This window comes from Vagococcus xieshaowenii (assembly GCF_004792515.1).
GTDB lineage: Bacteria > Bacillota > Bacilli > Lactobacillales > Vagococcaceae > Vagococcus_A > Vagococcus_A xieshaowenii.
On sequence record NZ_CP038865.1, the window covers coordinates 232,974 to 258,026 of the forward strand.

At 35.6% G+C, this 25,053-nt stretch carries 22 protein-coding genes and 1 pseudogene; 17 read left to right on the forward strand and 6 right to left on the reverse strand.

Annotated features, from left to right (window positions below; translation table 11 throughout):
* Window positions 1-19: 19 nt before the first annotated feature.
* On the forward strand, window positions 20-1,366 hold the full coding sequence (gene mgtE / locus E4Z98_RS01065; protein ID WP_425330210.1) for a magnesium transporter: 1,347 nt from the start codon (window positions 20-22) through the stop codon (window positions 1,364-1,366).
* 115 nt (window positions 1,367-1,481) lie between these two features.
* Here the strand turns inward: mgtE and E4Z98_RS01070 are convergent, their stop codons facing one another.
* The 3 genes from E4Z98_RS01070 to E4Z98_RS01075 form a co-directional block, all read right to left on the reverse strand.
* On the reverse strand, window positions 1,482-2,786 hold the full coding sequence (locus tag E4Z98_RS01070; RefSeq protein ID WP_135961155.1) for an ISL3 family transposase: 1,305 nt from the start codon (window positions 2,784-2,786) through the stop codon (window positions 1,482-1,484).
* A 135-nt stretch (window positions 2,787-2,921) separates the two neighbouring features.
* The gene (locus tag E4Z98_RS10240) at window positions 2,922-3,056 is read right to left on the reverse strand and encodes a hypothetical protein (RefSeq protein WP_280953118.1); all 135 of its coding nucleotides are present in this window, start codon (window positions 3,054-3,056) and stop codon (window positions 2,922-2,924) included.
* 73 nt (window positions 3,057-3,129) lie between these two features.
* Window positions 3,130-3,762: a copper homeostasis protein CutC gene (locus E4Z98_RS01075; protein ID WP_135254916.1), complete on the reverse strand. Its 633-nt coding sequence runs from the start codon at window positions 3,760-3,762 to the stop codon at window positions 3,130-3,132.
* Window positions 3,763-3,875: 113 nt separating this feature from the next.
* Here E4Z98_RS01075 and E4Z98_RS01080 point away from each other — a divergent pair, with 113 nt between their 5' ends.
* From E4Z98_RS01080 to E4Z98_RS01100, 5 genes are all read left to right on the forward strand, one after another.
* Window positions 3,876-4,721: a methyltransferase domain-containing protein gene (locus tag E4Z98_RS01080; protein WP_135254894.1), complete on the forward strand. Its 846-nt coding sequence runs from the start codon at window positions 3,876-3,878 to the stop codon at window positions 4,719-4,721.
* A gap of 203 nt (window positions 4,722-4,924) precedes the next feature.
* Window positions 4,925-5,431 (forward strand): tRNA (uridine(34)/cytosine(34)/5-carboxymethylaminomethyluridine(34)-2'-O)-methyltransferase TrmL, encoded by a 507-nt coding sequence (gene trmL / locus E4Z98_RS01085; protein WP_135254895.1) that lies wholly within the window; start codon window positions 4,925-4,927, stop codon window positions 5,429-5,431.
* Between the two features lie 167 nt (window positions 5,432-5,598).
* A complete protein-coding gene (locus E4Z98_RS01090) occupies window positions 5,599-7,068 on the forward strand; it encodes a nicotinate phosphoribosyltransferase (RefSeq protein WP_135254896.1) in 1,470 nt (489 codons plus the stop codon).
* Window positions 7,069-7,158: 90 nt separating this feature from the next.
* Window positions 7,159-7,983: an ammonia-dependent NAD(+) synthetase gene (gene nadE / locus E4Z98_RS01095; RefSeq protein WP_425330216.1), complete on the forward strand. Its 825-nt coding sequence runs from the start codon at window positions 7,159-7,161 to the stop codon at window positions 7,981-7,983.
* Between the two features lie 6 nt (window positions 7,984-7,989).
* The gene (locus E4Z98_RS01100; RefSeq protein WP_135254898.1) at window positions 7,990-9,861 is read left to right on the forward strand and encodes an LTA synthase family protein; all 1,872 of its coding nucleotides are present in this window, start codon (window positions 7,990-7,992) and stop codon (window positions 9,859-9,861) included.
* A 55-nt stretch (window positions 9,862-9,916) separates the two neighbouring features.
* Here the strand turns inward: E4Z98_RS01100 and E4Z98_RS01105 are convergent, their stop codons facing one another.
* Window positions 9,917-11,095 carry a GGDEF domain-containing protein gene (locus E4Z98_RS01105; RefSeq protein ID WP_135254899.1) on the reverse strand — a complete coding sequence of 393 codons (1,179 nt, stop codon included), beginning with the start codon at window positions 11,093-11,095 and terminating at the stop codon, window positions 9,917-9,919.
* Window positions 11,082-12,635 carry an AcpB/EbpR/MafR family transcriptional regulator gene (locus E4Z98_RS01110; RefSeq protein ID WP_135254900.1) on the reverse strand — a complete coding sequence of 518 codons (1,554 nt, stop codon included), beginning with the start codon at window positions 12,633-12,635 and terminating at the stop codon, window positions 11,082-11,084. Before E4Z98_RS01110 ends, E4Z98_RS01105 begins: the two co-directional genes overlap by 14 nt.
* 165 nt (window positions 12,636-12,800) lie before the next feature.
* Here E4Z98_RS01110 and E4Z98_RS01115 point away from each other — a divergent pair.
* From E4Z98_RS01115 to E4Z98_RS01125, 3 genes and pseudogenes are all read left to right on the forward strand, one after another.
* Window positions 12,801-13,137, forward strand: a pseudogene (locus E4Z98_RS01115) (zinc ribbon domain-containing protein YjdM).
* A gap of 139 nt (window positions 13,138-13,276) precedes the next feature.
* Window positions 13,277-13,960 (forward strand): zinc metallopeptidase, encoded by a 684-nt coding sequence (locus E4Z98_RS01120; protein WP_135254902.1) that lies wholly within the window; start codon window positions 13,277-13,279, stop codon window positions 13,958-13,960.
* Between the two features lie 26 nt (window positions 13,961-13,986).
* Window positions 13,987-14,328: a hypothetical protein gene (locus tag E4Z98_RS01125; RefSeq protein ID WP_135254903.1), complete on the forward strand. Its 342-nt coding sequence runs from the start codon at window positions 13,987-13,989 to the stop codon at window positions 14,326-14,328.
* Between the two features lie 49 nt (window positions 14,329-14,377).
* Here the strand turns inward: E4Z98_RS01125 and E4Z98_RS01130 are convergent, their stop codons facing one another.
* Complete coding sequence (locus E4Z98_RS01130) at window positions 14,378-15,760, reverse strand: L,D-transpeptidase family protein (protein ID WP_241856709.1); 1,383 nt, start codon at window positions 15,758-15,760, stop codon at window positions 14,378-14,380.
* Between the two features lie 209 nt (window positions 15,761-15,969).
* On the opposite strand from E4Z98_RS01130, the gene pth reads away from it, so the two are divergent.
* From pth to hpt, 8 genes are all read left to right on the forward strand, one after another.
* On the forward strand, window positions 15,970-16,539 hold the full coding sequence (gene pth, locus E4Z98_RS01135) for an aminoacyl-tRNA hydrolase (protein ID WP_135254905.1): 570 nt from the start codon (window positions 15,970-15,972) through the stop codon (window positions 16,537-16,539).
* A 10-nt stretch (window positions 16,540-16,549) separates the two neighbouring features.
* Window positions 16,550-20,077, forward strand: a complete 3,528-nt coding sequence (gene mfd / locus E4Z98_RS01140; RefSeq protein WP_135254906.1) for a transcription-repair coupling factor — start codon at window positions 16,550-16,552, stop codon at window positions 20,075-20,077.
* A gap of 10 nt (window positions 20,078-20,087) precedes the next feature.
* Complete coding sequence (locus E4Z98_RS01145; RefSeq protein ID WP_135254907.1) at window positions 20,088-21,671, forward strand: polysaccharide biosynthesis protein; 1,584 nt, start codon at window positions 20,088-20,090, stop codon at window positions 21,669-21,671.
* 5 nt (window positions 21,672-21,676) lie between these two features.
* Window positions 21,677-21,952, forward strand: coding sequence for an RNA-binding S4 domain-containing protein (locus E4Z98_RS01150; RefSeq protein ID WP_135254908.1), 276 nt, complete (start codon window positions 21,677-21,679; stop codon window positions 21,950-21,952).
* A gap of 61 nt (window positions 21,953-22,013) precedes the next feature.
* Window positions 22,014-22,451, forward strand: coding sequence for an FtsB family cell division protein (locus E4Z98_RS01155; protein ID WP_167790947.1), 438 nt, complete (start codon window positions 22,014-22,016; stop codon window positions 22,449-22,451).
* A 33-nt stretch (window positions 22,452-22,484) separates the two neighbouring features.
* On the forward strand, window positions 22,485-22,946 hold the full coding sequence (locus E4Z98_RS01160) for a S1 domain-containing RNA-binding protein (protein ID WP_135254910.1): 462 nt from the start codon (window positions 22,485-22,487) through the stop codon (window positions 22,944-22,946).
* A gap of 97 nt (window positions 22,947-23,043) precedes the next feature.
* On the forward strand, window positions 23,044-24,450 hold the full coding sequence (gene tilS, locus E4Z98_RS01165) for a tRNA lysidine(34) synthetase TilS (RefSeq protein WP_135254911.1): 1,407 nt from the start codon (window positions 23,044-23,046) through the stop codon (window positions 24,448-24,450).
* A 23-nt stretch (window positions 24,451-24,473) separates the two neighbouring features.
* The gene (gene hpt, locus E4Z98_RS01170; RefSeq protein ID WP_135254912.1) at window positions 24,474-25,013 is read left to right on the forward strand and encodes a hypoxanthine phosphoribosyltransferase; all 540 of its coding nucleotides are present in this window, start codon (window positions 24,474-24,476) and stop codon (window positions 25,011-25,013) included.
* Window positions 25,014-25,053: the final 40 nt, after the last annotated feature.

Genomic DNA, 25,053 nt, shown 5'->3' on the forward strand with positions numbered 1-25,053 from the left:
CAAATAAATGTCAGAAGAGATGAATGAAAATGTTACCCCATTTTTATTAGAAGAACTGATGAACGGTGATATGAAGACGTTCCGTGATATTTTCTTTGAATTACATACGTATGAACAAGGTGAGTTTTATCTCTCTTTAACAACCGAAGAACGTCAACAACTTTATCGTTATTTATCTCCAAAAGAATTAGCTGACTTATTCGACGGTATTGAAGAGGAACAAGAAGACGTTGAACAATTGCTAAAAGAAATGGATTCGGGTTACGCTGCCGATATGTTAGCGTATATGTTTACCGATAACGCAGTAGATACCTTGAATCAATTAGATAAAAAAGATGTCGCAATGTATTTGAGTATTATGGATCCTGAAAGTGCAAAAGAGATTAAAAATCTGTTGCATTACGAAGACGATACAGCCGGCTCAATTATGACCACAGAATACGTGGCCATTGCGGCTGATCAAACGATTAAATCGGCAATGAGTTACCTAAAAGAAGCTGCCGTAGACGCTGAAATTATTTATTATATTTTCGTTGTAGATGAAAATGGCTATTTAGTGGGTGTTATTTCGTTAAGAGATTTAATTGTTAATGACGATCAGTCGTTGATTCGTGATGTGATGAGTGAGCGTGTTATTTCAGTGAAAGTTGGCGACGATCAAGAGGATGTTGCGAATACCATGCGTGACTATGACTTTTTAGCAGTACCAGTTACTGATTATAAGAATCGTATGTTAGGGATTGTCACAGTCGATGATATTATTGATGTTATTGATGAAGAAGCAACGTCTGACTATTCTGGTTTAGCGGGGGTTGACGTTGATGAAGTGGCAGAAAATCCACTTCACGCCGCAACCAAACGTTTGCCATGGTTAATTACCTTACTTTTCTTAGGTATGTCTACAGCTACATTGATTGGGCATTATGAAGCGCTTGTAAGTGAGGCGAGTATTTTAGCCGTCTTTATTTCGCTTATTACCGGAACAGCCGGAAATGCCGGTACACAGTCTCTAGCCGTGGCTGTTCGCCGTTTAGCGGTCCAAGAAGATGATCGTAGTTTTTTGCGATTGATTATGTCGGAATTAATTACAGGTTTAATCACTGGTTTAGTAACCGGTATAACGATTATGCTGATCGTTGGGATTTGGAAACATAATTTTATGCTAGGATTTGTCATCGGGATGGCTATGTTATGCGCGATTACGGTGGCCAACTTGGCGGGTAGCTTGATTCCAATGTTAATGGATAAATTAGGCTTTGATCCAGCTGTTGCAAGTGGGCCATTTATTACGACGTTGAGTGATTTAACGAGTGTTCTGATTTATTTTAGTATCGCAAGCATGTTTATGGGCTATTTTATTGGATAAAAAACAAACAGTCGCAAGGTGTTAATCCGGCTCTTTGTCAAATTGGACTGATGAGTAATTTTAGCCAACCATGAAAATGGAGAAAACATTCTCTGATTTCATGGTTTTTTGTTATTTAATGATTAACTTCTATCAAACCTTCGGTTAAAAAGATTCTAATCCTCATATTGCTGAAAGATTTGAATCCATAAGAAACTCGTTTTAATGTTTTGATGTGTGTATTCTTTGCTTCAATCTTCCCATTTGAATAGGGATGTATTAAAGCATTGGTAATTCCTTCCTGATGACGTATCAGGTTTTGTACTTGTCCTTTAAACTCTTCATCTAATTCATCTGGTAAAGTATTCAATAATTCAAAGAATCGTTCATATTCTTTTCTTCTAAATGAATCTAATAAATCATGGAAGTAGCCATAGGCTAATTTTAGAGGTTCGGAAAAATCTAATAACCGATCAATCATCATCTGTTCGGTCAAATAAGGATACTTATTTGACCGAAAGCTCGGCCATCTTTTGTATTCAGAGATATTAATGTCTAATCTATTTTTAAGTAGGAAGCGCCAATTTTTCTTAAGTTTACTTGCTTCTACTTTATGTCCCGATGCCTTGAGTTTTTTCATTTCCCGTACTCTGAAACTATTAAAGGCTTCATTCAAATGTTTAACAATATGAAAACGATCAATGATTAATTCAGCATTTGGAAAGATATCCTTCACTAATTGGAAATAAGCTGCATTCATATCTGTCACAAGGTATTTGACTCTGAATCGTTCTTCATCTGGATAGCGATTAAAGTGAGGTATAAGATAATTTAATCTTCTGCTTTCCAATATTTCAACTAATTGTCCTGATTCACCATCAGCACAAATAAAACTCATAGAGTCTTCTATGGCTGTATGCGAACGGAATTCATCAACCATTAAAACCTCAGGCAACCAACGTTTTTTTGGACTAGGAAGGTAAGTTTCTAACGATTTTAATACCTGAATCACTTTACTTATTGAAACACTACATAATTTAGCAATTAGTTTTAGAGATATTCTTTCACCTAATAACTCAATAATTTTGCCTTCAATTATCCTTGAAACATTGTGACAAGGTTTAACTAAATCAATTTGAGCAGTCCAGTGCTTATTACAGTTGCGACAACGATAGCGTTGCTTAGATAGCTTCATAGAGACAATTCCTGTGTTCTCATGTGTTAATAGAATCTCTACTTCTTTAGAACCATTCTTAACAATAACGTACTTGCCGTCGCATTCTCTTGGAGAAGAGTCACAATTAGGGCAAGCTATCGTTTTAGGTTTATAGCTCGCTTTTATAATTTTCGCAGGCTTATTACGATAGGTTCCTTCGGAAACACTAGAAATTGTTAGATTAGAGTCTTCAATTCCATAAATTTTTTTGATATCATTAATCATAGCATATCGCTCCTTTTGTTTGTTTTGTGTGGTAACTTAATTTTAACAAAAGGCGATATGTTTTTTTAAGATTAAATACAAAAATAGGGCTGAAGAAGGAATAAACCTTCATCAGTCCTATTTATTATAGAGCCGTTAATCCTTGTGACTGTTTTTCTTTTTAATTTGTAAAGTCGCGATAATGAATAACGCGATGGTTGTAAAAATACCACCCGCAATAAAGTCCTTATTCAAGACGTACTCAATCGTAATCCTGATAAAACTAGCCAACACCATCCATAAAAATAAAGTGAGATAAGGATGTTTTTCTTAAATGCTTGATAGTTTTTTTCATAGTAGCGGCCTAAACAATCTTTGTACCGTGAACTTCTTTAACGCCTAACGTCTCAATGACTTCTTGTGCATTTTCAGCTGTAATCCCGCCGCCAGGTAAAATGATGATTCGGCCATCAGCATGTGCGATTAATGCTTGTAAATGTTCAAAGTTATCTTGAATCGGTGTGCCTGCTGGTCCACCATGCGTTAAAATACGTTCCACACCACGCTCGACTAACCAATCAATGGCGTTGAACTGTTCTTCTTTTGATAAGGCGTCAAAGGCCATGTGGAATGTTACTTGTAGCCCTTCAGTATGAGCCAATAATTGGTCCATTGCTTCAATATCGATTTCTGATTGGTCTTCGGTTAAGCAGCCAATCACAACACCGTCAGCTCCAACTTTTTTTGCTTCTAAAATATCAATTTCCATCATTTTTAGTTCCGTATCATTATAGAAAAAATCTCCGCCACGTGGACGAATAATCGTCATGACTGGAATATCTAGTTCATGACAGTAACTAATTGTTTCAGTTAAGACACCTAAGCTCACGGAAGTGCCACCAACCGTTAAGTTATCGCACAACTCAATGCGACGTGCACCATGTTGAATAGCTTGAGGGATAGTTGTAAAATTTTCAGCACAAAATTCTTTAATAATCATAAGAAACCTCCAGTTTTTAGTTATTATTATAGTAACATAAATGTGTACTGAATACATTTATGTTATGATAGAGCAAGGTTATTAGATGTTTATAAAAGTGAGGAAAAGCCATGTTACAGAAAAAAATTGATCGCTCAGCTAGTTGGATTGCAAATAATCCCAACCGACTAGCTTGCCCAAAATGCCATAATGCCTTTGAAATTGAAGGACATAGTATACGCTGTGTACAAGGTCATGTTTATAATTTATCCAAAAAAGGCTCACTGTATTTCTTGAATAAAAAAATTGATAGTGAGTATACAAAAGAGATGCTGAGTCATCGTCAACAGATGATTCAAACGGCCATGTATGCGCCAATGTTGGAGGCAATTGCTAAACACTTAACGAACGTGGATGGTCTGTTAGATGTTGGCTGTGGTGAGGGGAGCTTTTTACAAAAATTAGCGACTCAAGTTGCCTCGTCGATAAACATTGGGTTTGATATTTCAAAAGAAGGTATCGAATTAGCCACAAGTCAAGAAATTGAAGCATTATGGTTAGTAGCTGATTTAACAAATTTACCAATACAAGATCAAAGCATGAGTCATATTTTGAATATTTTTTCTCCTAGTCATTATCATGAATTTAAACGTGTCTTAAAACCAAATGGTAAACTAATCAAAATTATTCCAGGGCCCTATTATTTAAAAGAACTAAGAGAACGCGTCTTAGGTGGGACGTCTAAAGAAACGTATTCTAATGAAAAAGTTTATAAACGTTTTAAAGAAGAGTTAACATTGATTTCAGAAGAAAAAATAACTTATGAATTTGAAATACCTGAAAATCATTATGTGGACTTTCTTTACATGTCCCCTCTACATTGGCAGGCAAGCGAAGAAAAGCGAGAAGAGATTAAAAAACATCCAATAAAAACGATAACAATCGATGTTCATGTATTAGTCGGAGATTTTTCTTGATTTCTTCACAATTTCGCATGAAAATTCATTGCATTAAGACGGTAATTTTGCTATAGTAGTCCTAGTTGTTTCATTGATTTTTCTCAGATTCCTGTTCTGATAAAAGTTAGTGAAGAAACTTCACTAACGTACGGACTCGCCGTGGACAATCACCGAGCCGCTACGTTTTTTTTATACTCCAAATTAAGAAAGCGGGCGTTATTATGACGAACCATATCGTATTATTTGAACCACAAATTCCAGCTAATACTGGCAACATCGCCAGAACATGTGCAGCAACGAACTCTCCTTTGCATTTAATAGAACCTTTAGGCTTTTCAACCGATGATAAAATGTTGAAACGTGCAGGTTTAGATTACTGGCATGATGTAGACATTACCTACCATGCTTCTTTAGAGGCCTTTATGGCACATATTGGTGACCAACCGTTACATTTAGTATCAAAATTTGCTCGCCACGTCTATTCAGATTTAGACTATAATGACGGACAAGACCATTATTTTATTTTTGGTAAAGAAACGACAGGTTTACCAGAAGAATTTATGCGCGCTCATGAAGCAGAGTGCATTCGTATTCCGATGAATGACGAGCATGTACGTTCACTTAACTTATCCAATACAGCCGCATTAATTGTCTATGAAGCGTTAAAACAACAATCATTTCCAAATTTAGAATTAACTCATATTTATGAGAATGATAAATTATCATAATCATAATGAATATATTAATTAAAATACAAAATAATCTTTAAAGGTTGTTTTGTATTTTTTTATTTTTGCAATGTATAGTAAAATATAAGGGATAAGATTAATTTAATAAGAGAATATGGAAGCATCTTTGGAAAAAATACAGGCTTATAAAGAGAGGAATTAAGAACATGTCGTATCAATACCCAGATGATAGTTTAGTATTACATACAGATTTATACCAAATCAATATGATGAAAACGTATTGGGAATTAGGTCGTGCTGACCGCCATGCGGTATTTGAATGTTATTTTAGAGATATGCCATTTGATAATGGTTACGCAGTATTTGCAGGATTAGAAAGAATTGTTAATTACTTGAAAGAGTTTAAATTTACCGAGGCTGATTTAGCTTATTTACGTGAAACGCAAGAATATCCTGAAGAATTTTTAACTTATTTAAAAGAGTTTAAATTTAGCTGTGATGTTCGTTCGATGGTTGAAGGGGAAATTGTCTTTAACAATGAGCCACTTGTTCAAGTCGAAGGGCCACTAGCACAATGTCAATTGATTGAAACAGCTATTTTAAACATAGTGAATTATCAGACGTTAATTGCGACTAAAGCGGCACGTATTAAATCAGTTTTAGGCGATGATTTGTTCATGGAGTTTGGTTCTCGTCGTGCCCAGGAATTAGATGCGGCACTTTGGGGAGCAAGAGCTGCTTATATTGGTGGTGCTGATGCGACAAGTAACGTTCGAGCAGGCAAACTATTTGGGATTCCAATTAGCGGGACACATGCACATTCACTTGTGCAATCTTACCGTGATGATTATGAAGCATTCAAAGCATATGCCCAAACACATAAAGATTGTGTCTTCTTAGTGGATACGTATGATACCTTGAAGTCCGGTGTGCCAAATGCAATTAAAGTAGCTAAAGAATTTGGCGATAAGATTAACTTCCTAGGCGTGCGTATTGATAGCGGAGACATGGCGTATATTTCTAAAAAAGTTCGTGAGCAATTAGATGAGGCAGGTTTTTATGATGCCAAAATTTATGCATCAAATGATTTAGATGAAACAACGATTATGAACTTAAAAATGCAGAAAGCTAAGATTGATGCATGGGGAATTGGGACGAAGTTAATTACGGCGTATGATCAACCAGCATTAGGTGCGGTCTACAAAATCGTTGCGATTGAAGACGATAAGGGCAAAATGGTAGATACAATCAAATTATCAAGTAATGTTGAAAAAGTATCAACACCAGGTAAAAAACAAGTGTGGCGTATCACACGTAATTCAGATGACAAATCACAAGGCGATTATATTGCGTTATGGGAAGAACGTCCAGATTTACAAGAAGAAATTTTCATGTTCCATCCAGTTCATACATACGTAAATAAAACCATTACGGATTTTACCGCACGACCTTTATTACAAGATATTTTTAGTAAAGGTGAGCTGGTTTATGAAGTTCCTACGTTAAAAGAAATGAAAGAATACGCCGCAACGCGTCATGAATCATTATGGGAAGAATACCGTCGTGATTTAAATCCACAAACGTATCCCGTTGATTTATCAACAGCAGCCTATAATAATAAACTTTCAATTATTGAAGAAGTGAAGAAAGGCGTTCAAGCATTATATCAAAAATAAGAATAAAAACTTAATAAAATGGGGGGTTGGCTAATAGAGGCAAATCCCCAACTTTATTAAAATTAATGACAGGGGGCCCTTTAGATGAATATGAAACAACAAGAAATTATCGCAGCCTTACAGGTGGCACCAACAATTGACGCACAAGAAGAAGTGAGAAAGCGTGTTGATTTTTTAAAGGAATATTTAGTTGCACATCCATTTTTAGAAAGTTATGTATTAGGCATAAGTGGTGGACAAGATTCAACATTAGCAGGACGCTTGGCACAATTAGCGATTAATGAGCTACGTGAAGAGACAGGTAATGCTAACTATCAATTTATTGCCGTTCGTCTACCTTATGGTGTTCAAGCAGATGAGGATGACTGTCAACAAGCGTTGGCTTTCATTCAGCCGGACAAGACAATGACGATTAACATTAAAGATAGTGTGGATCAGTTAGAGGAACAATTTGAATCGCAAGGATTTGACATTAGCGATTTTAATAAAGGTAATATTAAAGCACGTTTACGAATGACGTCTCAATATGCGATTGCTGGTCAAACAAAAGGTGCCGTTATCGGAACAGATCACGCGGCAGAAGCAGTGACAGGTTTTTATACGAAGTTTGGAGATGGTGCAGCAGATTTAGTGCCATTATTTGGTCTAAACAAAGGACAGGGAAAACAATTATTAAAAGCATTAGGTGCAGCCGCTAGTCTATATGAAAAAGTGCCAACTGCAGATTTAGAAGATGATAAACCGCAGTTACCAGACGAGGTTGCTTTAGGCGTAACGTACGAAGAAATCGATAGTTATTTAGCTGGTAAAGAAGTGACGCCAGAAGCGAGTGCACGCATTGAACAACTTTACCAAAATAGTGAACATAAACGCCATTTGCCAATTACTATTAACGATACATTTTGGAAGAAGTAAGCACACATGAAGTGGTTTAACTATTGGCTAGATAAAGAAGAAAAATGGCTGTCTAATTGGCAACGTTTCAAGCAGAAACGATTAGTACAGCCAATCGGTTGGATAGTGGTATTGGCGTTACCTTTTCTAGCTAATTATTTTTTACAATTATCTCAAAATAATTGGTCGTTTGACCTTGCGTATAAGTTTGCATTTGAATGGCATACGGATAAATTTCTGTTGTCTTGCTTAGTCTTAGCGTGTCTTTTGATGTTTATGATTTCTTTGCTAGGATCGGTTGCAATGGGAAGTTTATTTTTCTTTGTAGGGTCTTTAGTATTAGGATTTGCTAACTATAGCAAAATGTTTAATCGGATGGAGCCACTATATCCTGATGATTTATCGATGATTAATGAATGGGGTATTCTTCATGATATGATTGGCACCCCACTGTATATGGGGTTTGTTCTCTTGATGTTGTTACTAGCCTATGTACTACTTAAGACAATTTGGAACAGTATTAAAATAAAAAAATGGCAACAAATTATTCGCGTCATCTGTCTAGGACTTAGTCTGTTGGGCATATGGTATATTAGTGATTTTAATAATCCAAATAACTTATTGCGTAAAGAATATGATAAAACAGCCAAGTGGATTCCTTATAGCCAAAAAATGAATTACTATAATACAGGATTTGTAGCAGGATTTTTATATAATTTAACTGTTGAACCGATGGAAAAGCCAGCTGGCTATTCTAAACAAGCAATTAAAGAAATTACAGAAAAGTATAAAGTAACATCAGCATCAACAACAAATGAAGAAAAACCTAATATTGTGTATGTCATGTCAGAAAGCTTTTCGGATCCTTTTAGGTTAGGTATTCAGGCGACAAAAGATCCGTTAGAAAATTATCGCAAGTTAGCCAATCAAACGTACAGTGGCTTAATGCTTTCCCAAAACTATGGAGGAGGGACAGCAAACATTGAGTTTGAAGCGTTATCTAGTTTATCAATGCAACTAATGAATGCACAAATGACTACACCTTATACGATGTTAGTCCCTAAAAAAGAAAAGTTTCCAACACTCGTATCACGTTTGAAACAACAAGATTATTATACAACCGCGATTCATCCGTATAATACGTCGATGTATAAACGTAAGGATGTATATAAGGTGTTTGGCTTTGATGAATTTTTGGATGAAAACAAGATAAGCAATCAAAATAAATTAGCTGATAATCCTTATATTTCGGATGAAGCGGCATACCAAGAAGTCTATGAGACCTTACAAACGAATCAAGACCAAGCAAATTTTGTTCACTTAGTGACGATGCAAACGCATATGCCTTATGGGAAAAAATATCCTGAACGAACTATTCAAGCGACTGGGGACGTTAATACAGAAGGAATTGCTGATTATTTAACAGATATTGAGTATTCATCTCAAGCATTTATTAAATTTTTAAATGATTTGAAACAAGTGAAACGACGTACGATTGTCGTATTTTGGGGAGATCATTTACCAGCGCTTTATTCAGATGACTTACAATCACGTGTGAATTCTGTAGATTTACATTTAACAGAATTTTTGATGTATGATACTGACAATCGCTTGGTTAATCATCAGAAACATGATGCGATTATTAGTCCATTTTACTTTACGTCGACAATGATGGGGCAGGCAGGATTAAATCAAGCCCCTATAGACCGAATGTTGTCTAAATTATCAAAAAAAATACCAGCATTTGAAAAAACAAATAGTTATCAAAATGGTGTATGGCAAGAAGAACTTGATCTAAGCGATCAAGAAACAAAAGAATTGTATGAAGATTATCAAATGATTCAATATGATATTGTTGGTGGCAATCAGTATAGTACGGCAACAGGATTTTTTGAATAGAAAAAGGACCGATACAGTCGTATCGGTCCTTTTTGTAGTTAGAGTTAGTGCTTGCTTAGGATAGTTTCATTGTCTCGTTGTACGTCACTAATTGGTTTTTACCATTGTCTTTTGCTTCGTATAAAGCATCATCAGCTTGACTTAGTAATGATTGTAGGTCAAGGTCTTCGTTGAGAACGGCATGCGTAAGCCCTACAGAAATAGATAATTTCATCGGCTTCACTTTCTCTAAGAAGATATGGGCTTGTACATGGGTGATGAATTGTGTGACGTGTGAATTGACTGTTGACGGATCTTCGATAAACATCATAACAAATTCATCACCACCAAAACGATATAAGAAATTTGTAACGAAATGTTCTTTCATTTCATTAGAAAACTCTGCTAATATTTGATCACCTATGGCATGTCCGTGTTCATCATTGATTTCTTTGAAGATATCTAAATCAATTAAACCTAAGGATATGACATAGGGTGGCTGTTTATCATTAGGCAGATATCGACGAAGAATTGTATCAAAATGCTCTAATAATGCAGAGCGATTAAATAAATAAGTTAATGAATCAATTTGTGCACTTAATTTATACGTAATAATCGAGTTGATAAGTTGCGTACTTGATTTGATAAGTGTAAAAACAATAACAAATAATCCTGTGGTGATTAAATAATAAGCTAATAAATTAGGTGACCATTCTTGATTGTCAATATAAGGGATATAGTTATAAATTAATACGGCACGTACTATGAACAAAATAATCAGGAAAATCGAGTTGTTCAGCCAAGTTTTTGATTTATTTCGTGTACAAAAATACGCAATAATTAACGTAGCACCTGTTAAAAATAAATTATTCAGAAATTCAACAGACAAAATAGGAAAGCCATACAATAAAATGACAACAGACTTGATGGCCATAAATAGTAAGCCACAGACCATTCCTGATAAGGTAGAAGCGTAATACATGACAAAGTAAATCAATAAATAACGAGTATCAACAGTTTGCCATTGGTCAATTTGTATACCATTGATTGACAGCAAGTAACAGGCTATAGCAAAAATAATCCCTGAATGAATACGGGTTGAACGAGACATTTTCATTTCATTAAACTGTTTTAATTGTACAGGAGGACGTAAAATGATTTTTTTTAGTATGCCGAAATACATCAATAAGATGGAGCTGAAAATAATTGAAATATTAACGCTAACACTACTAATGATCGTTTCAATGCTGTTCATTCATTATCTCCTCGTCTTGTGAGGTTTCTTCTGCTAAATTAAAGATACTGTGTAGCAATTCTATTCCTAGATGATGTGCTTTATTAATGGCATAACGTATTTTTGCCCATTCTTGATTACTAGGATATGAGTTAACGAGTACCAGTTTTTCTTCAGGAATATCATTCAAGGCAAAGTTAGAAATAACGACATCATAATCCTCCCATAAACTTGGATCTAGTGTCTCAATTGACAACATTTCTCCTGTATACGGAGTGAACGATGCTTTATTGCCAAAGTTGTGTTGGAAAAGATTCGCCATAAAGAGCGTATGGTCTTTTCCGTGATCGTTTAAAATAAGCACACTCGCTTTCTTTTTTTTCTGATCGATCAACACTGCAAGATTATTCCACTTGATCATTAACCAGTAAATTAAATGTTCGTAGTATTGAGAATACCATGGGAAATTTGTTTTATTTTCTAGCTGTTTTAATCCGTATTTTAGATAGTTAGAATAACCTGGATAATTCTCCATAATTAATTTTGCATTATAAGTATAAGAATTAAATAGGACGTCTTCACGCTCAGGGTATGTTTGATGATGTAAGAAAATAGCTTTGAACGTACGATTGATTAAATAACGATCTTCCTCAGTAGGATGTACATTCAAAATGACTTCAAATTCATCGATAAATGTATTAAGTTCATTTGAAATTAACGCCCACTCTTTGACAGAAAATGCTTCGCGTTTAAATAAATAGATACTTGATACGATATCTTTTAATAACTCGTCATTATAGTCAATTGCTAGGTATTTTGCTAATTCTTTTAGTTGTCCTTTTTCTCCTTCAACAATAGGTAAGTATTTTTCTAGAGAGGAGTTAAAGGCATCATCAATGATAAATCCTTGTGAATAACGGGTTAAGCTAACCGCTAGAACATAAGCAAGATAGACGAGCATAATGTCGTCTATTTCATGGTGAGAAACACCAAAGAAAGCTTCGGCAATATCTATAGCAAGTGATGTGACCAATTGACGATCTAGTTTAAATGGCCAATGCTGATTAAAGTAAACTTCATTAAAATAATTAATAAAAAAGTAACGAACATTAATCTCATTCTTATTAGAAATATGAAAGGGCGCTTTTTTCAATTCAAGTCCATGCCTACTAACAACCTCAGTAATTAATTGGCTGGTTCTATAAAGAGAGGAGTAACTTGTATATAAGTCGTTTTCCCAATCTTCTAAATTTTTGGTAGGACAAAAGAACATGTTTTCTAACAACAGGAAGTTATCAGAATTAGCAACAATTTCTTTATAAATTAGTTGTAAGTGACTATTAGGTGGCGTAGTCAATCTCACACCATTTTTTTTAGATGTTTCAATAGTAATATATTGAGACCAATTTTCTTTTAAATATTGAATATCACTATTGATCGTACGCAAAGAAGCCTCTAGTTTGGTGGCTAAGTCATTTGAGTTAACCCAACCAGAAGTGTTACTTAAATATTCTAATAATTCTAGGCGTCGACGTGTTGAATTATCTAATAGTTTACGCATGAGCCACCACTCCTTTACTGTAACGAATAAGTCAATTTACTACTTGATAAAAGTAAGTATATGAATATTTTACTACAAAATTCGTTTGTTTAATAGCAATATGTAGATTGTCTAATGATAGGTAATTATGATATGCTAGTGAAAAATATAAAGGAGGAAATCTAAATGATTCCAAATTGTTCGAAATGTCAATCGACATATGTATATGAGGACCAGTTTTTTTTTTGTGTGTCCAGAATGTGGGCATGAATTTAAAGAAGAGGATACTGTAGAAGAAGTGGTTGTTGTGAAAGATTCAAATGGAAATCCTATTCAAACAGGGGATACTGTAACGGTTATTAAAGATTTAAAAGTTAAAGGTAGTTCTACAGCTATCAAAAAAGGAACAACAGTTAAAAATATCCGTGTATTAGAAAATCCGGTCAATGGCCATGATATTGACTGCAAAATAGATGGTTTTGGTGCCATGCAATTAAAATCCGAATTTGTAAAAAAAATATAAGCCATTATAAAAAGGCAATCCTTACGAGGGTTGCCTTTTTATATAACAAGATTTAATGTTTTCTTAAGTTAGTCTCAATTTATTTATCATTAATCAAGAAAGCGTTATAATATAATTAAAGTAAAAAGGAGGGGAATCTATGTGGTTTGACCAGACATATTTTTTAGTGATTGTTGGGGCGTTGTTATCCATGGCGGCTTCAAGCTATGTTCAAAGCACGTTTGCCAAGTATAGCGAGTATCAGAATAACAAAGGGTTAACAGGAGATGATGTTGCTCGTCTAATTTTAAACGATGCCAATATCCGTGATGTACAAGTGAAACGAATGACGGGTTCTTTGACCGATAATTATAATCCAAGAGAAAAAACGTTGAATTTATCTGAAAGCGTAGGGCCTTCAACCTCGGTTGCTGCAATTGGTGTGGCAGCGCACGAATGTGGGCATGCTATTCAAGATGACGTGTCTTTTTTCCCTCTGAATATGCGTAATTTTATGGCACCAGTTGTTAATATAAGTGCTAATTTATCTTTTCCACTAATATTGGGCGGTTTGTTTTTATCTATTGGGCCATTGGTTAATATTGGTATTTTATGTTTTGGATTAGTCTTGCTTTTTCAACTGATTACGTTACCTGTTGAATTGGACGCGTCTAATCGTGCAATGAAAATTTTAAGAGCAGATGGCATTCTAGAGGAAGAAGAATTAGCGGTAGTAAAAAAAGTACTAACAGCAGCAGCATTAACTTATATAGCAAGTGCGATAGCAACATTTTTACAGTTCTATCGTTTAATTCTATTATTTGGCGACCGTCGCGATAATTAATTACACATTCAAGGGAGGTTTTTTGTATGAAGTCTTTAACAAAAGTTTTAGTTGGTGGAAGTGCGATTACATTGGTTGGAACAAGTGCAGCTATTTTAGCATCAAAAAAAGTTGTGAAACGTTTAAAAGGTTATGCCAAAAAGCAAGAATTGAAAAAATTTGTCGATGATAATATGGCAGGTAATAAACAATATCGAGAAGTAGTTGATTTACTAACGGAACAAGAAATTTTTAATTTGTCAGAAATATTAGAACGCGTTAAACAACGCAAAAAAAATGTTAATGTTGTAGGGCCAAGTGTGTCGGAAGAAAAAGAAACAGTAAAGAATTTTTTAGTTAAATTTTTAGATACGATGCCAATACTTTAAGTGAGTAAAAAAAGAGAATGCCGTGTTTAGGCATTCTCTTTTTTTGTGATTAGAAAATTAAAACAGGTGTTCCAACTTCCACTTTTTCGAATAATTGTTTCATAATCGCGGGTGGTGTATTGATGCAACCATGAGAGCCGCGTGTCTTCCATAAATCGCCACCATATTCTGGTTGCCAATCTGAGTCATGAATACCAACACCAGTCCAATCAACAGGCATCCAGTAATCAACAGGTGAAGCATATTTACTTCCATCATCGTTGGTGCCTCGTAATGTTGCATTACGTTCCTTGTTCCAAACATAGAAAACACCATGTGGGGTAAGTGTTTTGGGTTTACCCGATACGATATCTGTTTCTAACACGACTTTACCGTCTTTGTAATACCACATATGTTGGTTGTCTAGGTCTACTTCGATATATGTATTACCGATTAGAGGGCTATCTGGTGAAGCACTCCCTTGGTAAGCGGGTGATCGATCGACACTTTTATTTTCAGTTAAATCAGCTGTTAGTGCTGCAGCTTCGGTTTCCGTTGCGATTGACCAACTATAGCTTCCGGCAGGTACGGTAACTGTTCCACGTTTAGAACTAGCAAATTTGGTTGGCTGTGAGCTGGTATTATATTTTTCTGCTAGGCTAGTTAAATAGTTTAATACAGCTGTTTGATCTAATGTTGCGTGCTTTTCTTTACTGTCATAAATAACCCATGATGTAATTGTTTCAGCAGGGACGTTGATAGTTTCACCGTTAATGTGATATGTAACGGTTTGTTTAGTAATACTATGGATATGTTCTAATTCTTTTGTTAATGATTCGTCTTTTTCAGTGACAGATGGTTTATCGACAAATGCTTCCATTTCAATGGTGTGTTTGCCTTGTGTAAGGTTGTTCTTTAATTCTTTGATAAACGCGGTCACGTTAATCGCATCACCATATACTTCAGGAGTTATTTGGAACCCTTTATCTGTTTGCTCGATAGAAGCGTTTTTTGACGGTGTTCGTTGCTCGTTTAATTGTTTAACCTCTTTGGATAACTCATCTAGTGCCGAGTTCAAAACTTTTTCATTAATAGCGTTACTTTCAATCGTATGTTTGTGGTCACTAAGATAACTTAATAACCAAGTGTTCTTGTTTTGTTTTGCTAATAAGTCTGTTGCTTTTTGCTTGAAGTCGTACTCAACTCCTAAAGATGACGTACGCATCTCTTTCCAACTTTTCTCTTTGTCTGTAATGACAAATTGATTCTCATCCGCTTTTTCAACTAATTTTTGATTAGCTTCAACAGCTGTTAAATTACTAACATCTAAAGTGTTAATAGTAGTATTAGGTAAAAAGTGATTGTTATAATAATCGGCTTTTAAAAAATAACCAACAGCAGCTAAGACAATTAGGAGGCCGGATAATAAGAGTAAAATAGCTTTTTTATTCATATACATACCTCTCTCAAACTTTTTTCTGTAATTTATTGTATCATACTTTCATTAAGTAAGAATATAAAAAGGTCTATTGTTAAAAAATGATGTGAGTAGCTATTAGCCGAATAAGGTGCGAATATGATATACTACGAGGAAGACTGAGCAATCTCGATTGCTCGGTATTTTGTGTTGGTCTAGAAGAATTGCAAAGGAGTAAGCAATAAATGAAGATGATAATTGGACTAGGAAATCCTGGTAAAAAATATGCCCCAACTAAACATAATATTGGGTTTATTACATTAGATGAATTGGCTAGTCGTGAGAAGGTTAGCTTTAATAAAAATCAATTTGAAGGTGACATAGCAGAATTGTTTTTAAATGGTGAAAAAGTATTATTGGTAAAACCACAAACGTTTATGAATGAATCAGGACGTTGTGTGCGTCCATTAATGGATTATTATCAATTGAACGTAGAAGATATCGTTGTGATATATGATGACATGGACTTACCTGTAGGGAAAATTCGCTTACGTGAAAAAGGAAGTGCAGGTGGTCACAATGGTATCAAAAGTTTAATTCAACATTTGGGTACACAAAATTTCAAAAGAATTAAGATCGGTATTAATCGTCCTTATTCAGGGCAAGATGTGGTAAGTCATGTCTTAAGCCCATTTCCTAAGGACACGCATGAAGAGATGTTACTAGCAGTGAAGACATCCGCAGATGCATGCGAAGATTGGGTAGCACAAAATGATTTTGTAGGGACGATGAATCGCTTTAACGGCAGAATTTAGGAGTGGCATTATGGCATTATTAGAAAAAATATTGGCTTCTTCCAAGATAAGACAATGGGTTGAACGAACCAATGAACCAGGCAATCAGTTGCTAGTAGGCTTAACCAATTCGGCTAAAACCTTGGCGATGGCTGCTCTGTATGAAAAAAAGAAAAATAAGACAGTGATTGTAGTACCCAATGTTTATCAAATGGGGCTAGTACTGGAAGACTTACGTCATCTCTTTCCTGATGAACAATTATTTAGTTTCCCAATTGATGAAGTGACATCGGCAGAAATGAGTATTGTTTCACCAGAAGTTATGGCTGAAAAGATTCAAGCACTCTCTTTTTTAGCGAGTGAAAAATCAGGTATCTTAGTAGTCCCAACAGCGGGTTTTCGTCGCTATTTACCAGCTAAAACAACCTGGTTATCTTATGAACAAACGATAAGTGTTGGCATGGATATTGAGCTTCCAACCTTTATTGAGAAACTTGTATTAATGGGTTATCGTCGTGAAGGCATGATTACTAAGCCAGGTGAGTTTAGTATCCGTGGGAGTATTATTGATATTTACCCGTTAACTAATGCGAATCCTTATCGTATTGATTTGTTTGATACGGAAATTGATTCGCTACGCATGTTTGATGTTGAGACACAACGCTCATTAGAAAATATAACGTCATTTACTCTAACGCCAGCAGTTGATGTAGTAGTAACAAACGACGAATTAGCACACGCATCTGAAAGCCTTCGTAAAAAAGTATTAAAACAAGCAACCGTCATGACAAACCCTGATGATAAGGGCCTGTTTATGGCTTATTTTGACGAAATGGCGACGGAATGGGCGCAAGGGTATCCAACTGAGACCATCCGTCAGTGGCTTGATCTTATCTATCAAGAAAAGTTAACGTTGCTTGATTATTTGAATCCAAACGATTGTTTGATTTTCGATGATTATGCACGTATTTTAGAAGTTGAAAAAGAATTGTTAGTTGAAGAAGCTGAGTGGCAAGCGATGAAACTACAAGAAGTCCGTATGCTAACGGATATTTCTTTTGGTAAAGACATCCGTCAGTTGGTAAAACAAGAAATAGTTTCACAATCATTTCTTTCTCTTTTCCAAAAAGGAATGGGACGCATGAGTTTTAAAGAAGTGGTTGCTTTTGAATGTCGAGCGATGCAACAATTCTTTGGCCAAATGCCACTATTAAAAGAAGAAGTTGCTAACTGGCACAAGAAAAAAGAAACAGTGTTGATTTTGGCTTCTGATGAGGAAAAGAGTCAAAAACTATTAGAAATGATGGAAGACTATGATATTCCAGTGGTTGTGCAACATACTGGTGAGATTATAGAAGCTCAAACGCAAATTCGTCTAGGTTCTTTACAAAATGGTTTTGAATGGATTGACGAAAAGTTAGTCGTTGTCACGGAAAAAGAGTTGCTTAAGACAGTTAAACGTAAGCGCGCACGTCGTCAAACCATTTCAAATGCAGAGCGTTTACGTAGCTATAATGAATTAAAAGTGGGCGACTATGTCGTTCATGTGAACCACGGAATTGGGAAGTATGTGGGGATGGAGACACTTGTTAGTGGAGGTGTTCATCAAGATTATATATCCATTTTGTATCAGAATAACGATAAATTATTTATCCCTGTGACACAATTAGAACTGATTCAAAAGTACGTTGCTTCAGAATCTAAAACACCTAAAATTAACAAGTTAGGTGGAAGTGAGTGGACTAAGACTAAAAGAAAAGTAGCAGGAAAAGTTGAAGATATAGCAGATGACTTAATCAAACTTTACGCCGCTCGTGAAGCAGAAAGAGGTTTTGCCTTTTCGCCAGATGATAGCTTGCAAAAAGAATTTGAAGATGCCTTCCCGTATTCTGAAACAGAAGATCAATTACGCAGTATCCAAGAAATTAAAAAAGACATGGAAAAAGAAAAACCAATGGATCGTTTATTAGTGGGTGACGTGGGTTATGGTAAAACAGAAGTCGCTATTCGTGCTGCCTTTAAAGCAGTTCGAGATGATAAACAAGTGGCGATTTTAGTGCCTACGACAGTTTTAGCACAACAGCATTATGAAACGTTGGTGGATCGTTTTAGAGATTTTCCAGTTCGTGTAGGTTTACTTAGCCGTTTTAGGAGTAAAAAACAACAAGAAGAAACGATTGAACAATTGAAAAAAGGCCAATTAGATATTGTAGTAGGTACTCACCGAGTATTATCAAGTGATATTGAGTTCCAAGATTTAGGCTTACTTGTAATTGATGAAGAACAACGCTTTGGGGTAAAACACAAAGAACGTTTGAAACAGTTGCGTAAACAAGTCGATGTCTTAACTTTAACTGCAACACCAATTCCAAGGACGTTACATATGTCGATGCTTGGTGTACGTGATTTATCGGTTATTGAAACACCACCATCAAACCGTTATCCCGTTCAAACTTATGTCATGGAAGAAAATTTCGGTGCGATTCGTGATGGAATTGAGCGTGAAATGTCACGTGGTGGTCAAGTCTTTTATTTACATAATCGCGTGGATACGATTGAACAAAAAGTGGCAGAGTTACAAGCACTAGTTCCAGATGCACGTGTGGCACATGCCCATGGTCAAATGACTGAAGTTCAGTTAGAAAATGTGTTAATGGACTTTATTGCAGGGGCTTATGATGTGTTAGTCACTACGACAATTATCGAAACAGGTATTGATATTCCTAACGCTAATACATTGTTCGTTGAAAATGCGGATCATATGGGCTTATCACAGTTGTATCAATTACGTGGTCGTGTCGGTCGTAGTAATCGAGTGGCTTATGCTTACTTTATGCATGCTCCGCAAAAAATATTAAGCGAAGTAGGAGAAAAACGTCTGCAAGCGATTAAAGACTTTACCGAACTAGGTTCAGGCTTTAAAATTGCGATGCGTGACTTGTCGATTCGTGGGGCAGGGAATTTGTTAGGTGCTCAACAACACGGATTTATTGATACAGTCGGCTTTGATCTATACTCACAAATGCTTGAAGAAGCAGTTGCACGTAAGCAAGGAAAAGATACTAGCGAGTATCGTACGTCTGTCGAAATTGACTTAGAGCTTAACGCTTATCTGCCAGAAACGTATATTAGCGACGAACGTCAAAAAATAGAAATATATAAACGGGTTCGACAATTAGAGAGTCGTGAAATGTATGAGGAGCTAGAAGGCGACTTGATTGATCGTTTTGGCGAGTTCCCAGATGAAGTGGTTTATTTATTAACAGTAGGTCGAATTAAGATGGACGGGGACCGAGCTTTAATCGATTCTATTCGTAAAACTGCTCAGCGATTAACCATTCGATTAAGCAAAGTTGGTTCGAAGACGTATATGGTTGAAGACTTATTTAAAGCCCTAAGTGCGACTACGCTTAAATCAGATATGGGACAAGATGGTGAACACATGGTGATAACTTTGACTATTCCTAATCAAATGATAGAAGAAATCTGGTTAAAAGAACTGGCTAAGTTTGTTGAAGCATTGCGTAAACAACGTTTGACTAAAACTATTTCAACCTAAGGAGGTACTTATGAAGACAACATCAAAAAGTACGCTCTTGAAGGGGACTGTTATTTTATCTATCAGTGCATTTTTAGTTAAAATATTAAGTGCGACTTATCGCGTGCCATTTCAAAATATCGTTGGAGATGAAGGATTTTATGTTTTTCAGCAAGTGTATCCAATTTATGGGATTGCCAGTATTATGGCGCTTGAGGGGCTACCACTATTCATCTCTAAATTAGTAGCAGAGTCAGATGATAATTTGTCAACACTTCGTCAACTTAATAGTATTAGACGAATGATTTGGTTAATTTGTCTTGTTTTTTTCTTTTTCTTTTTGATATTTGCAACACCGTTAGCTGAATTAATGGGGGATACACGGTTATCATCGTTAATTCGTGTGACAGCATTCTTATTTTTGTTGGTGCCTAATCTAGCGTTATATCGCGGTTATATGCAAGGTAAATTGATGTTAGAAGGGACGGCTATTTCTCAACTAATCGAACAAGTCTTGCGAGTAATGGTCATTATCGCGAGTGCCATTATGCTCCAAAAAGGTTTGTTAGAAAATGTTTATCAAATAGGTGTTGTTGCATCAACAGGAGCGATTATCGGTGCAGCAGGTGCGGTTATGTATATTACGCGTGTTACGCGCAAAGAAAATGCATTGATTTCTTTTGAGCATGTCACAGAAAAAGTCGACAATACCAGAGCACTTTGGAAAAGACTTCTATCAGAGGGAGGAATGATTTGTTTATACGCCGCGTTATTGGTTGTTTTTCAACTAGTAGACTCCTTTATGATGAAAAATGCGTTAGTAGCTTCCGGTGTTTCCGAACTTGAAGCTAAAATTATTAAAGGTGCGTTTGATCGCGGTCAGCCACTAGCGCAAGTAGGCATGGTGATTAGTACGGCACTTGTAATTGGTCAATTACCCAACTTAATGCAATTAAAAAAAGAATTAGGCGAATTGTATCAAACAAGATTTAAACAATTAATGAAGTTAGCAACTATTGTTGGGTTAGCAGCAACGGTAGGATTGATGGCACTGGTGCCAGAGTTAAACGTGGGATTGTTTGGTGATAATAAAGAAGTGCCAGCCATTCGAGTGTTTCTTGTGGTTGTTGCATTAATGAGTGTTATCCAAATGTTGCAAGTGATTGCTCAAACTAATCACGCAAACAAATTATTATTAAAGGTGAGTGTGATAGGAATAGCGACTAAATGTTTGTTAAGTTATCCGTTGATTTATTGGTGGGGAAGCATCGGTGCAAGTCTATCAACATTGTTTGGATTAATGGTTATTTTAGGCTGTTTGTATTATAAGGTGTATTTAAAAGAAGCAGGATCAGCCATCCCCTATTATTTAACGCATCTAGTACTATTATTAGTGGTGATGTATCTTACGGTAGTTGGGCTACGTTATGCGTTTCACTCATTAGGTATGACAGATTTATTTTCTGAGCGGGTATCAGCCATACTCTTTGCTGTTACAGCAGCAATTATTGGAGGCTTTCTTTTTTGTTATGGTATGATAAAAACACACTTAATAACAAAAGATGAATATGAAGTATTTTCAGTAGACAAAGTAATAAAAAAAATAAAGAGGTGATCAATATGCGTTTAGATAAATTTTTAAAAATTTCACGTTTGATTAAAAGGCGATCAGTTGCTAAAGAAGTCGCGGATAAAGGGCGCATTTCAATTAATGATAAATTAGCTAAATCATCCAGTAAAGTGGCGTTAGGAGATAAATTAACCATAGTTTTTGGGAATAAAACATTAGAAGTTAAAGTGCTCGCATTACACGAGTCGACAAAAAAAGAAGATGCTGCTTTAATGTATGAAATTATTCAAGAAATTGATACGCGTGAAAACACTAATTTTGATTAGACAATGACTAAACATGTTGCTATAATGGAAAGTAGAAAATAAATTAACTATGGGGGTTACTATGGAACAATTGAATAATTATCATTATGATGAAGACAATCATCAACAATCTAATGTAACCGAGTTAGCAACCCATTATACGAAAGAGCAACGAAGAGACTTTAGTGACGTACAAAAGCAAATCATTTATAGACGACGCAGAATGGCCATCGTAGGTATTACTTCGGTGTTAATGTTAGGTTTTTTAGGTACCACTATTATCAGAAACTTAAGTCAAATTTCGGTTCTTGAAAAAGAATATGTCAGCTCTCTTAAAGAGCAATCAAATTTGAACGACAAGCAAGATTTGCTATCGCAAGAAGTGGAATTGCTTAATGATCCAGAATATTTAGCGAAATTAGCACGTCAAAAATTATTGATTTCAACTGATGATGAGACGGTTTATTACATTCCTAAATTAGAAAAAAAATTACAAGAAGATAACAAAAATAACCAATAAAAGGTAAAGATTTGAAAGGGGAACAATGGTTTTATGTCGATTGAAGTAGGCGGAAAAGTATCGGGGAAAGTATCAGGGATTACTAATTTTGGAGCATTTATTGATTTAGGAGAAGGAAAAACAGGTTTAGTCCATATCAGTGAAGTTTCTAACAACTATGTAAAAGATATCAACGAAGTATTAACCGTGGGTGATGCTGTAGATGTTAAAGTAATGAGTGTTGGCACAGATGGAAAGATTGGTTTATCTATCCGTCGCTTATTAGAAGGAGCAGAAGGTTCTAATAATGAAACTGCTAGCAGACCTCCGAGAAAACCTAGAGAAGAACGCGCTCCTCGTAAAGAGTATCGTAAACCAGCTGTTCAAACAGTAGCGAAGAAACAAAATTTTGATGATTTAATGAGTGATTTCATGAAAGATAGTGAAGATCGTTTGTTATCATTAAAACGTAATACTGAAGGAAAACGTGGCGGACGCGGCGGACGCCGTAGCTAATAATAAGACCGCTTAGTAGTTGATTAACAATGATGTGTCTTAGAATAAACTAAGTAAGATAAAAGTATCAACTGTAAAAATAAAGAGGTGCGACTAAATGTCACACCTCTTTTATCATTTTAAAGGTGGTGAGAAGATGGAACGAGCGTTTAGAAAAATAATCGAAGCCTCTCGCTATTGGCAAAAGGAAGATCACGTCTTAATTGCTGTATCAGGTGGGGTAGATTCTATGGTTCTATTGAGATTAATGGAGAGGCTCCCGTCTAATCTTTCACCTGGTAAAATAGGCGTGGCTCATTTTGACCATCAATTAAGAGCGTCCTCTTTTGATGAAGCTAAGGCAGTCGCTTATTACTGTAAACAACATGACTTACCTTATCACCGAGGAATATGGGATAATCAAGTGATTGAAGACGGGGTAGAAGCGTCCGCTAGAAAAGCTAGATACACGTTTTTATTAGAAACAGCTAGGAATTATGGTTATACGACGTTATTGACTGCCCATCATGGTGATGATCAAGTGGAGACATTATTAATCAAAATGATTCGTGGAAGTTCTTTACCTAATATGGTAGGCATTCGACCTGTAAGTTATAGAGACACTATTAAATTAGTGCGTCCGTTACTGTCGTTTAATAAAGAAACAATTCAACAGTGGGCAGATCAACAGTCGATTTGTTTTTGGGAAGATGAAAGTAATAAAGGGGATGATTATTTAAGAAATCGTCTGCGTCATCATATTGTTCCTCAGATAGCTAAAGAAGCGCCCAATTATGTAGAGAAATGGTCGGATTTTTCTTATCAACTTCATTTGGCGAATGAGCTGATTCATGAAAGTATTCAACCAGTTTATGAAGCGTGTCTAGTCAATGAAGCGGACGGGATAGTGTTATTAGATGTTGAGAAATGGTCTGAATTATCGCAAGCAAAACAATACTTTGTGTTGACCAATTATTTTCAAGAGGAGTTAATCACTAAAGGCGGTCAGCTTTCACAACGACAATTACAGATGATGATGAAAGATCTAAAAGTAGCAGGTGAACAAGTTTGGCATTTATCAAACGGTTGGTACGTCAAAAAAACTTATCAGTTTCTTAAACTCTCGCAAAAAGAGCAAGAAAGTCCTGATAAAAAGGAATGGCTACTTTCTAATGTGGGTCAGACAATCCAAGTTGATAATGATGAGCAATTTGTATTGACAAAAGATAGTTCTGAAAAAAATAACCCATTTGAATTACAAGTAAGTCCGTCATGGTTGCCATTACGCATTCGTTACATTCAAGAGGGGGATCGTTTGAAGTTGGATGCATTAGGTCATACAAAGAAAGTTTCTCGTTTTTTTATCGATGAAAAGATTCCCCGAGAAGAACGCAAGAAAATTCCGTTGGTCGTTAATAATCAAGGAGAAGTCATTTGGATTGTCGGTTTTAGAAAAAGTTATTTGAGTATTGCTCTTGAAACTGATAAAATATTTTACAAGCTAACTTATTCAAAAAATGAGTAGTTATTCGGAAGGAGAAACACAAGTTGGAAAAAGATATTAAAAAAGTACTAGTAAGTAAAGAGGAAATTGCACAGAAAACACAAGAATTAGGGTCAATTTTAACAGAAGAATATAAAGACACGATGCCATTAGTCGTAGGTATTTTAAAAGGCGCAGTTCCTTTTATGGCTGATTTGGTTCGTGAAATCAAAGTACCTTTAGAAATGGACTTCATGGACGTTTCAAGCTATGGGGATGCTATGGTATCTTCAGGAGAAGTAAAAATTGTGAAAGATTTAAATACTAACGTGATGGGTCGTGACGTGTTAATCGTCGAAGACATTATCGATAGCGGACGTACATTAAAATATTTAGTAGAACTATTTATTTATCGTCAAGCCAAATCAGTGAAAATTGTGACACTTCTAGATAAGCCTGAAGGTCGCGCTGTTGAATTAGACGCAGATTATGCTGGCTTCTTAGTACCAAACGAATTTGTCGTTGGTTACGGACTAGATTACAAAGAAAATTACCGTCATTTGCCATATGTTGGCGTTTTAAAAGAAGAGATTTATGAGTCATAATTCTAACTTTTTAATGAAGTTATGATAAAATAAAGCTATC

Bases quoted from the DNA above. Each gene is read 5' to 3' on its own strand.
- E4Z98_RS01120 (WP_135254902.1), top strand. From the start codon at position 13,277: ATGTGGTTTGACCAGACATATTTTTTAGTGATTGTTGGGGCGTTGTTA.
- mfd (WP_135254906.1), top strand. From the start codon at position 16,550: ATGGCATTATTAGAAAAAATATTGGCTTCTTCCAAGATAAGACAATGG.
- trmL (WP_135254895.1), top strand. From the start codon at position 4,925: ATGACGAACCATATCGTATTATTTGAACCACAAATTCCAGCTAATACT.
- E4Z98_RS01090 (WP_135254896.1), top strand. From the start codon at position 5,599: ATGTCGTATCAATACCCAGATGATAGTTTAGTATTACATACAGATTTA.
- E4Z98_RS01150 (WP_135254908.1), top strand. From the start codon at position 21,677: ATGCGTTTAGATAAATTTTTAAAAATTTCACGTTTGATTAAAAGGCGA.
- nadE (WP_425330216.1), top strand. From the start codon at position 7,159: ATGAAACAACAAGAAATTATCGCAGCCTTACAGGTGGCACCAACAATT.
- tilS (WP_135254911.1), top strand. From the start codon at position 23,044: ATGTCACACCTCTTTTATCATTTTAAAGGTGGTGAGAAGATGGAACGA.
- E4Z98_RS01125 (WP_135254903.1), top strand. From the start codon at position 13,987: ATGAAGTCTTTAACAAAAGTTTTAGTTGGTGGAAGTGCGATTACATTG.
- E4Z98_RS01080 (WP_135254894.1), top strand. From the start codon at position 3,876: ATGTTACAGAAAAAAATTGATCGCTCAGCTAGTTGGATTGCAAATAAT.
- E4Z98_RS01105 (WP_135254899.1), bottom strand. From the start codon at position 11,095: ATGAACAGCATTGAAACGATCATTAGTAGTGTTAGCGTTAATATTTCA.
- E4Z98_RS01155 (WP_167790947.1), top strand. From the start codon at position 22,014: ATGGAACAATTGAATAATTATCATTATGATGAAGACAATCATCAACAA.
- E4Z98_RS01110 (WP_135254900.1), bottom strand. From the start codon at position 12,635: ATGCGTAAACTATTAGATAATTCAACACGTCGACGCCTAGAATTATTA.
- E4Z98_RS01160 (WP_135254910.1), top strand. From the start codon at position 22,485: ATGTCGATTGAAGTAGGCGGAAAAGTATCGGGGAAAGTATCAGGGATT.
- mgtE (WP_425330210.1), top strand. From the start codon at position 20: ATGAATGAAAATGTTACCCCATTTTTATTAGAAGAACTGATGAACGGT.
- E4Z98_RS01100 (WP_135254898.1), top strand. From the start codon at position 7,990: ATGAAGTGGTTTAACTATTGGCTAGATAAAGAAGAAAAATGGCTGTCT.
- E4Z98_RS01070 (WP_135961155.1), bottom strand. From the start codon at position 2,786: ATGATTAATGATATCAAAAAAATTTATGGAATTGAAGACTCTAATCTA.
- E4Z98_RS01130 (WP_241856709.1), bottom strand. From the start codon at position 15,760: ATGAATAAAAAAGCTATTTTACTCTTATTATCCGGCCTCCTAATTGTC.
- E4Z98_RS01145 (WP_135254907.1), top strand. From the start codon at position 20,088: ATGAAGACAACATCAAAAAGTACGCTCTTGAAGGGGACTGTTATTTTA.
- pth (WP_135254905.1), top strand. From the start codon at position 15,970: ATGAAGATGATAATTGGACTAGGAAATCCTGGTAAAAAATATGCCCCA.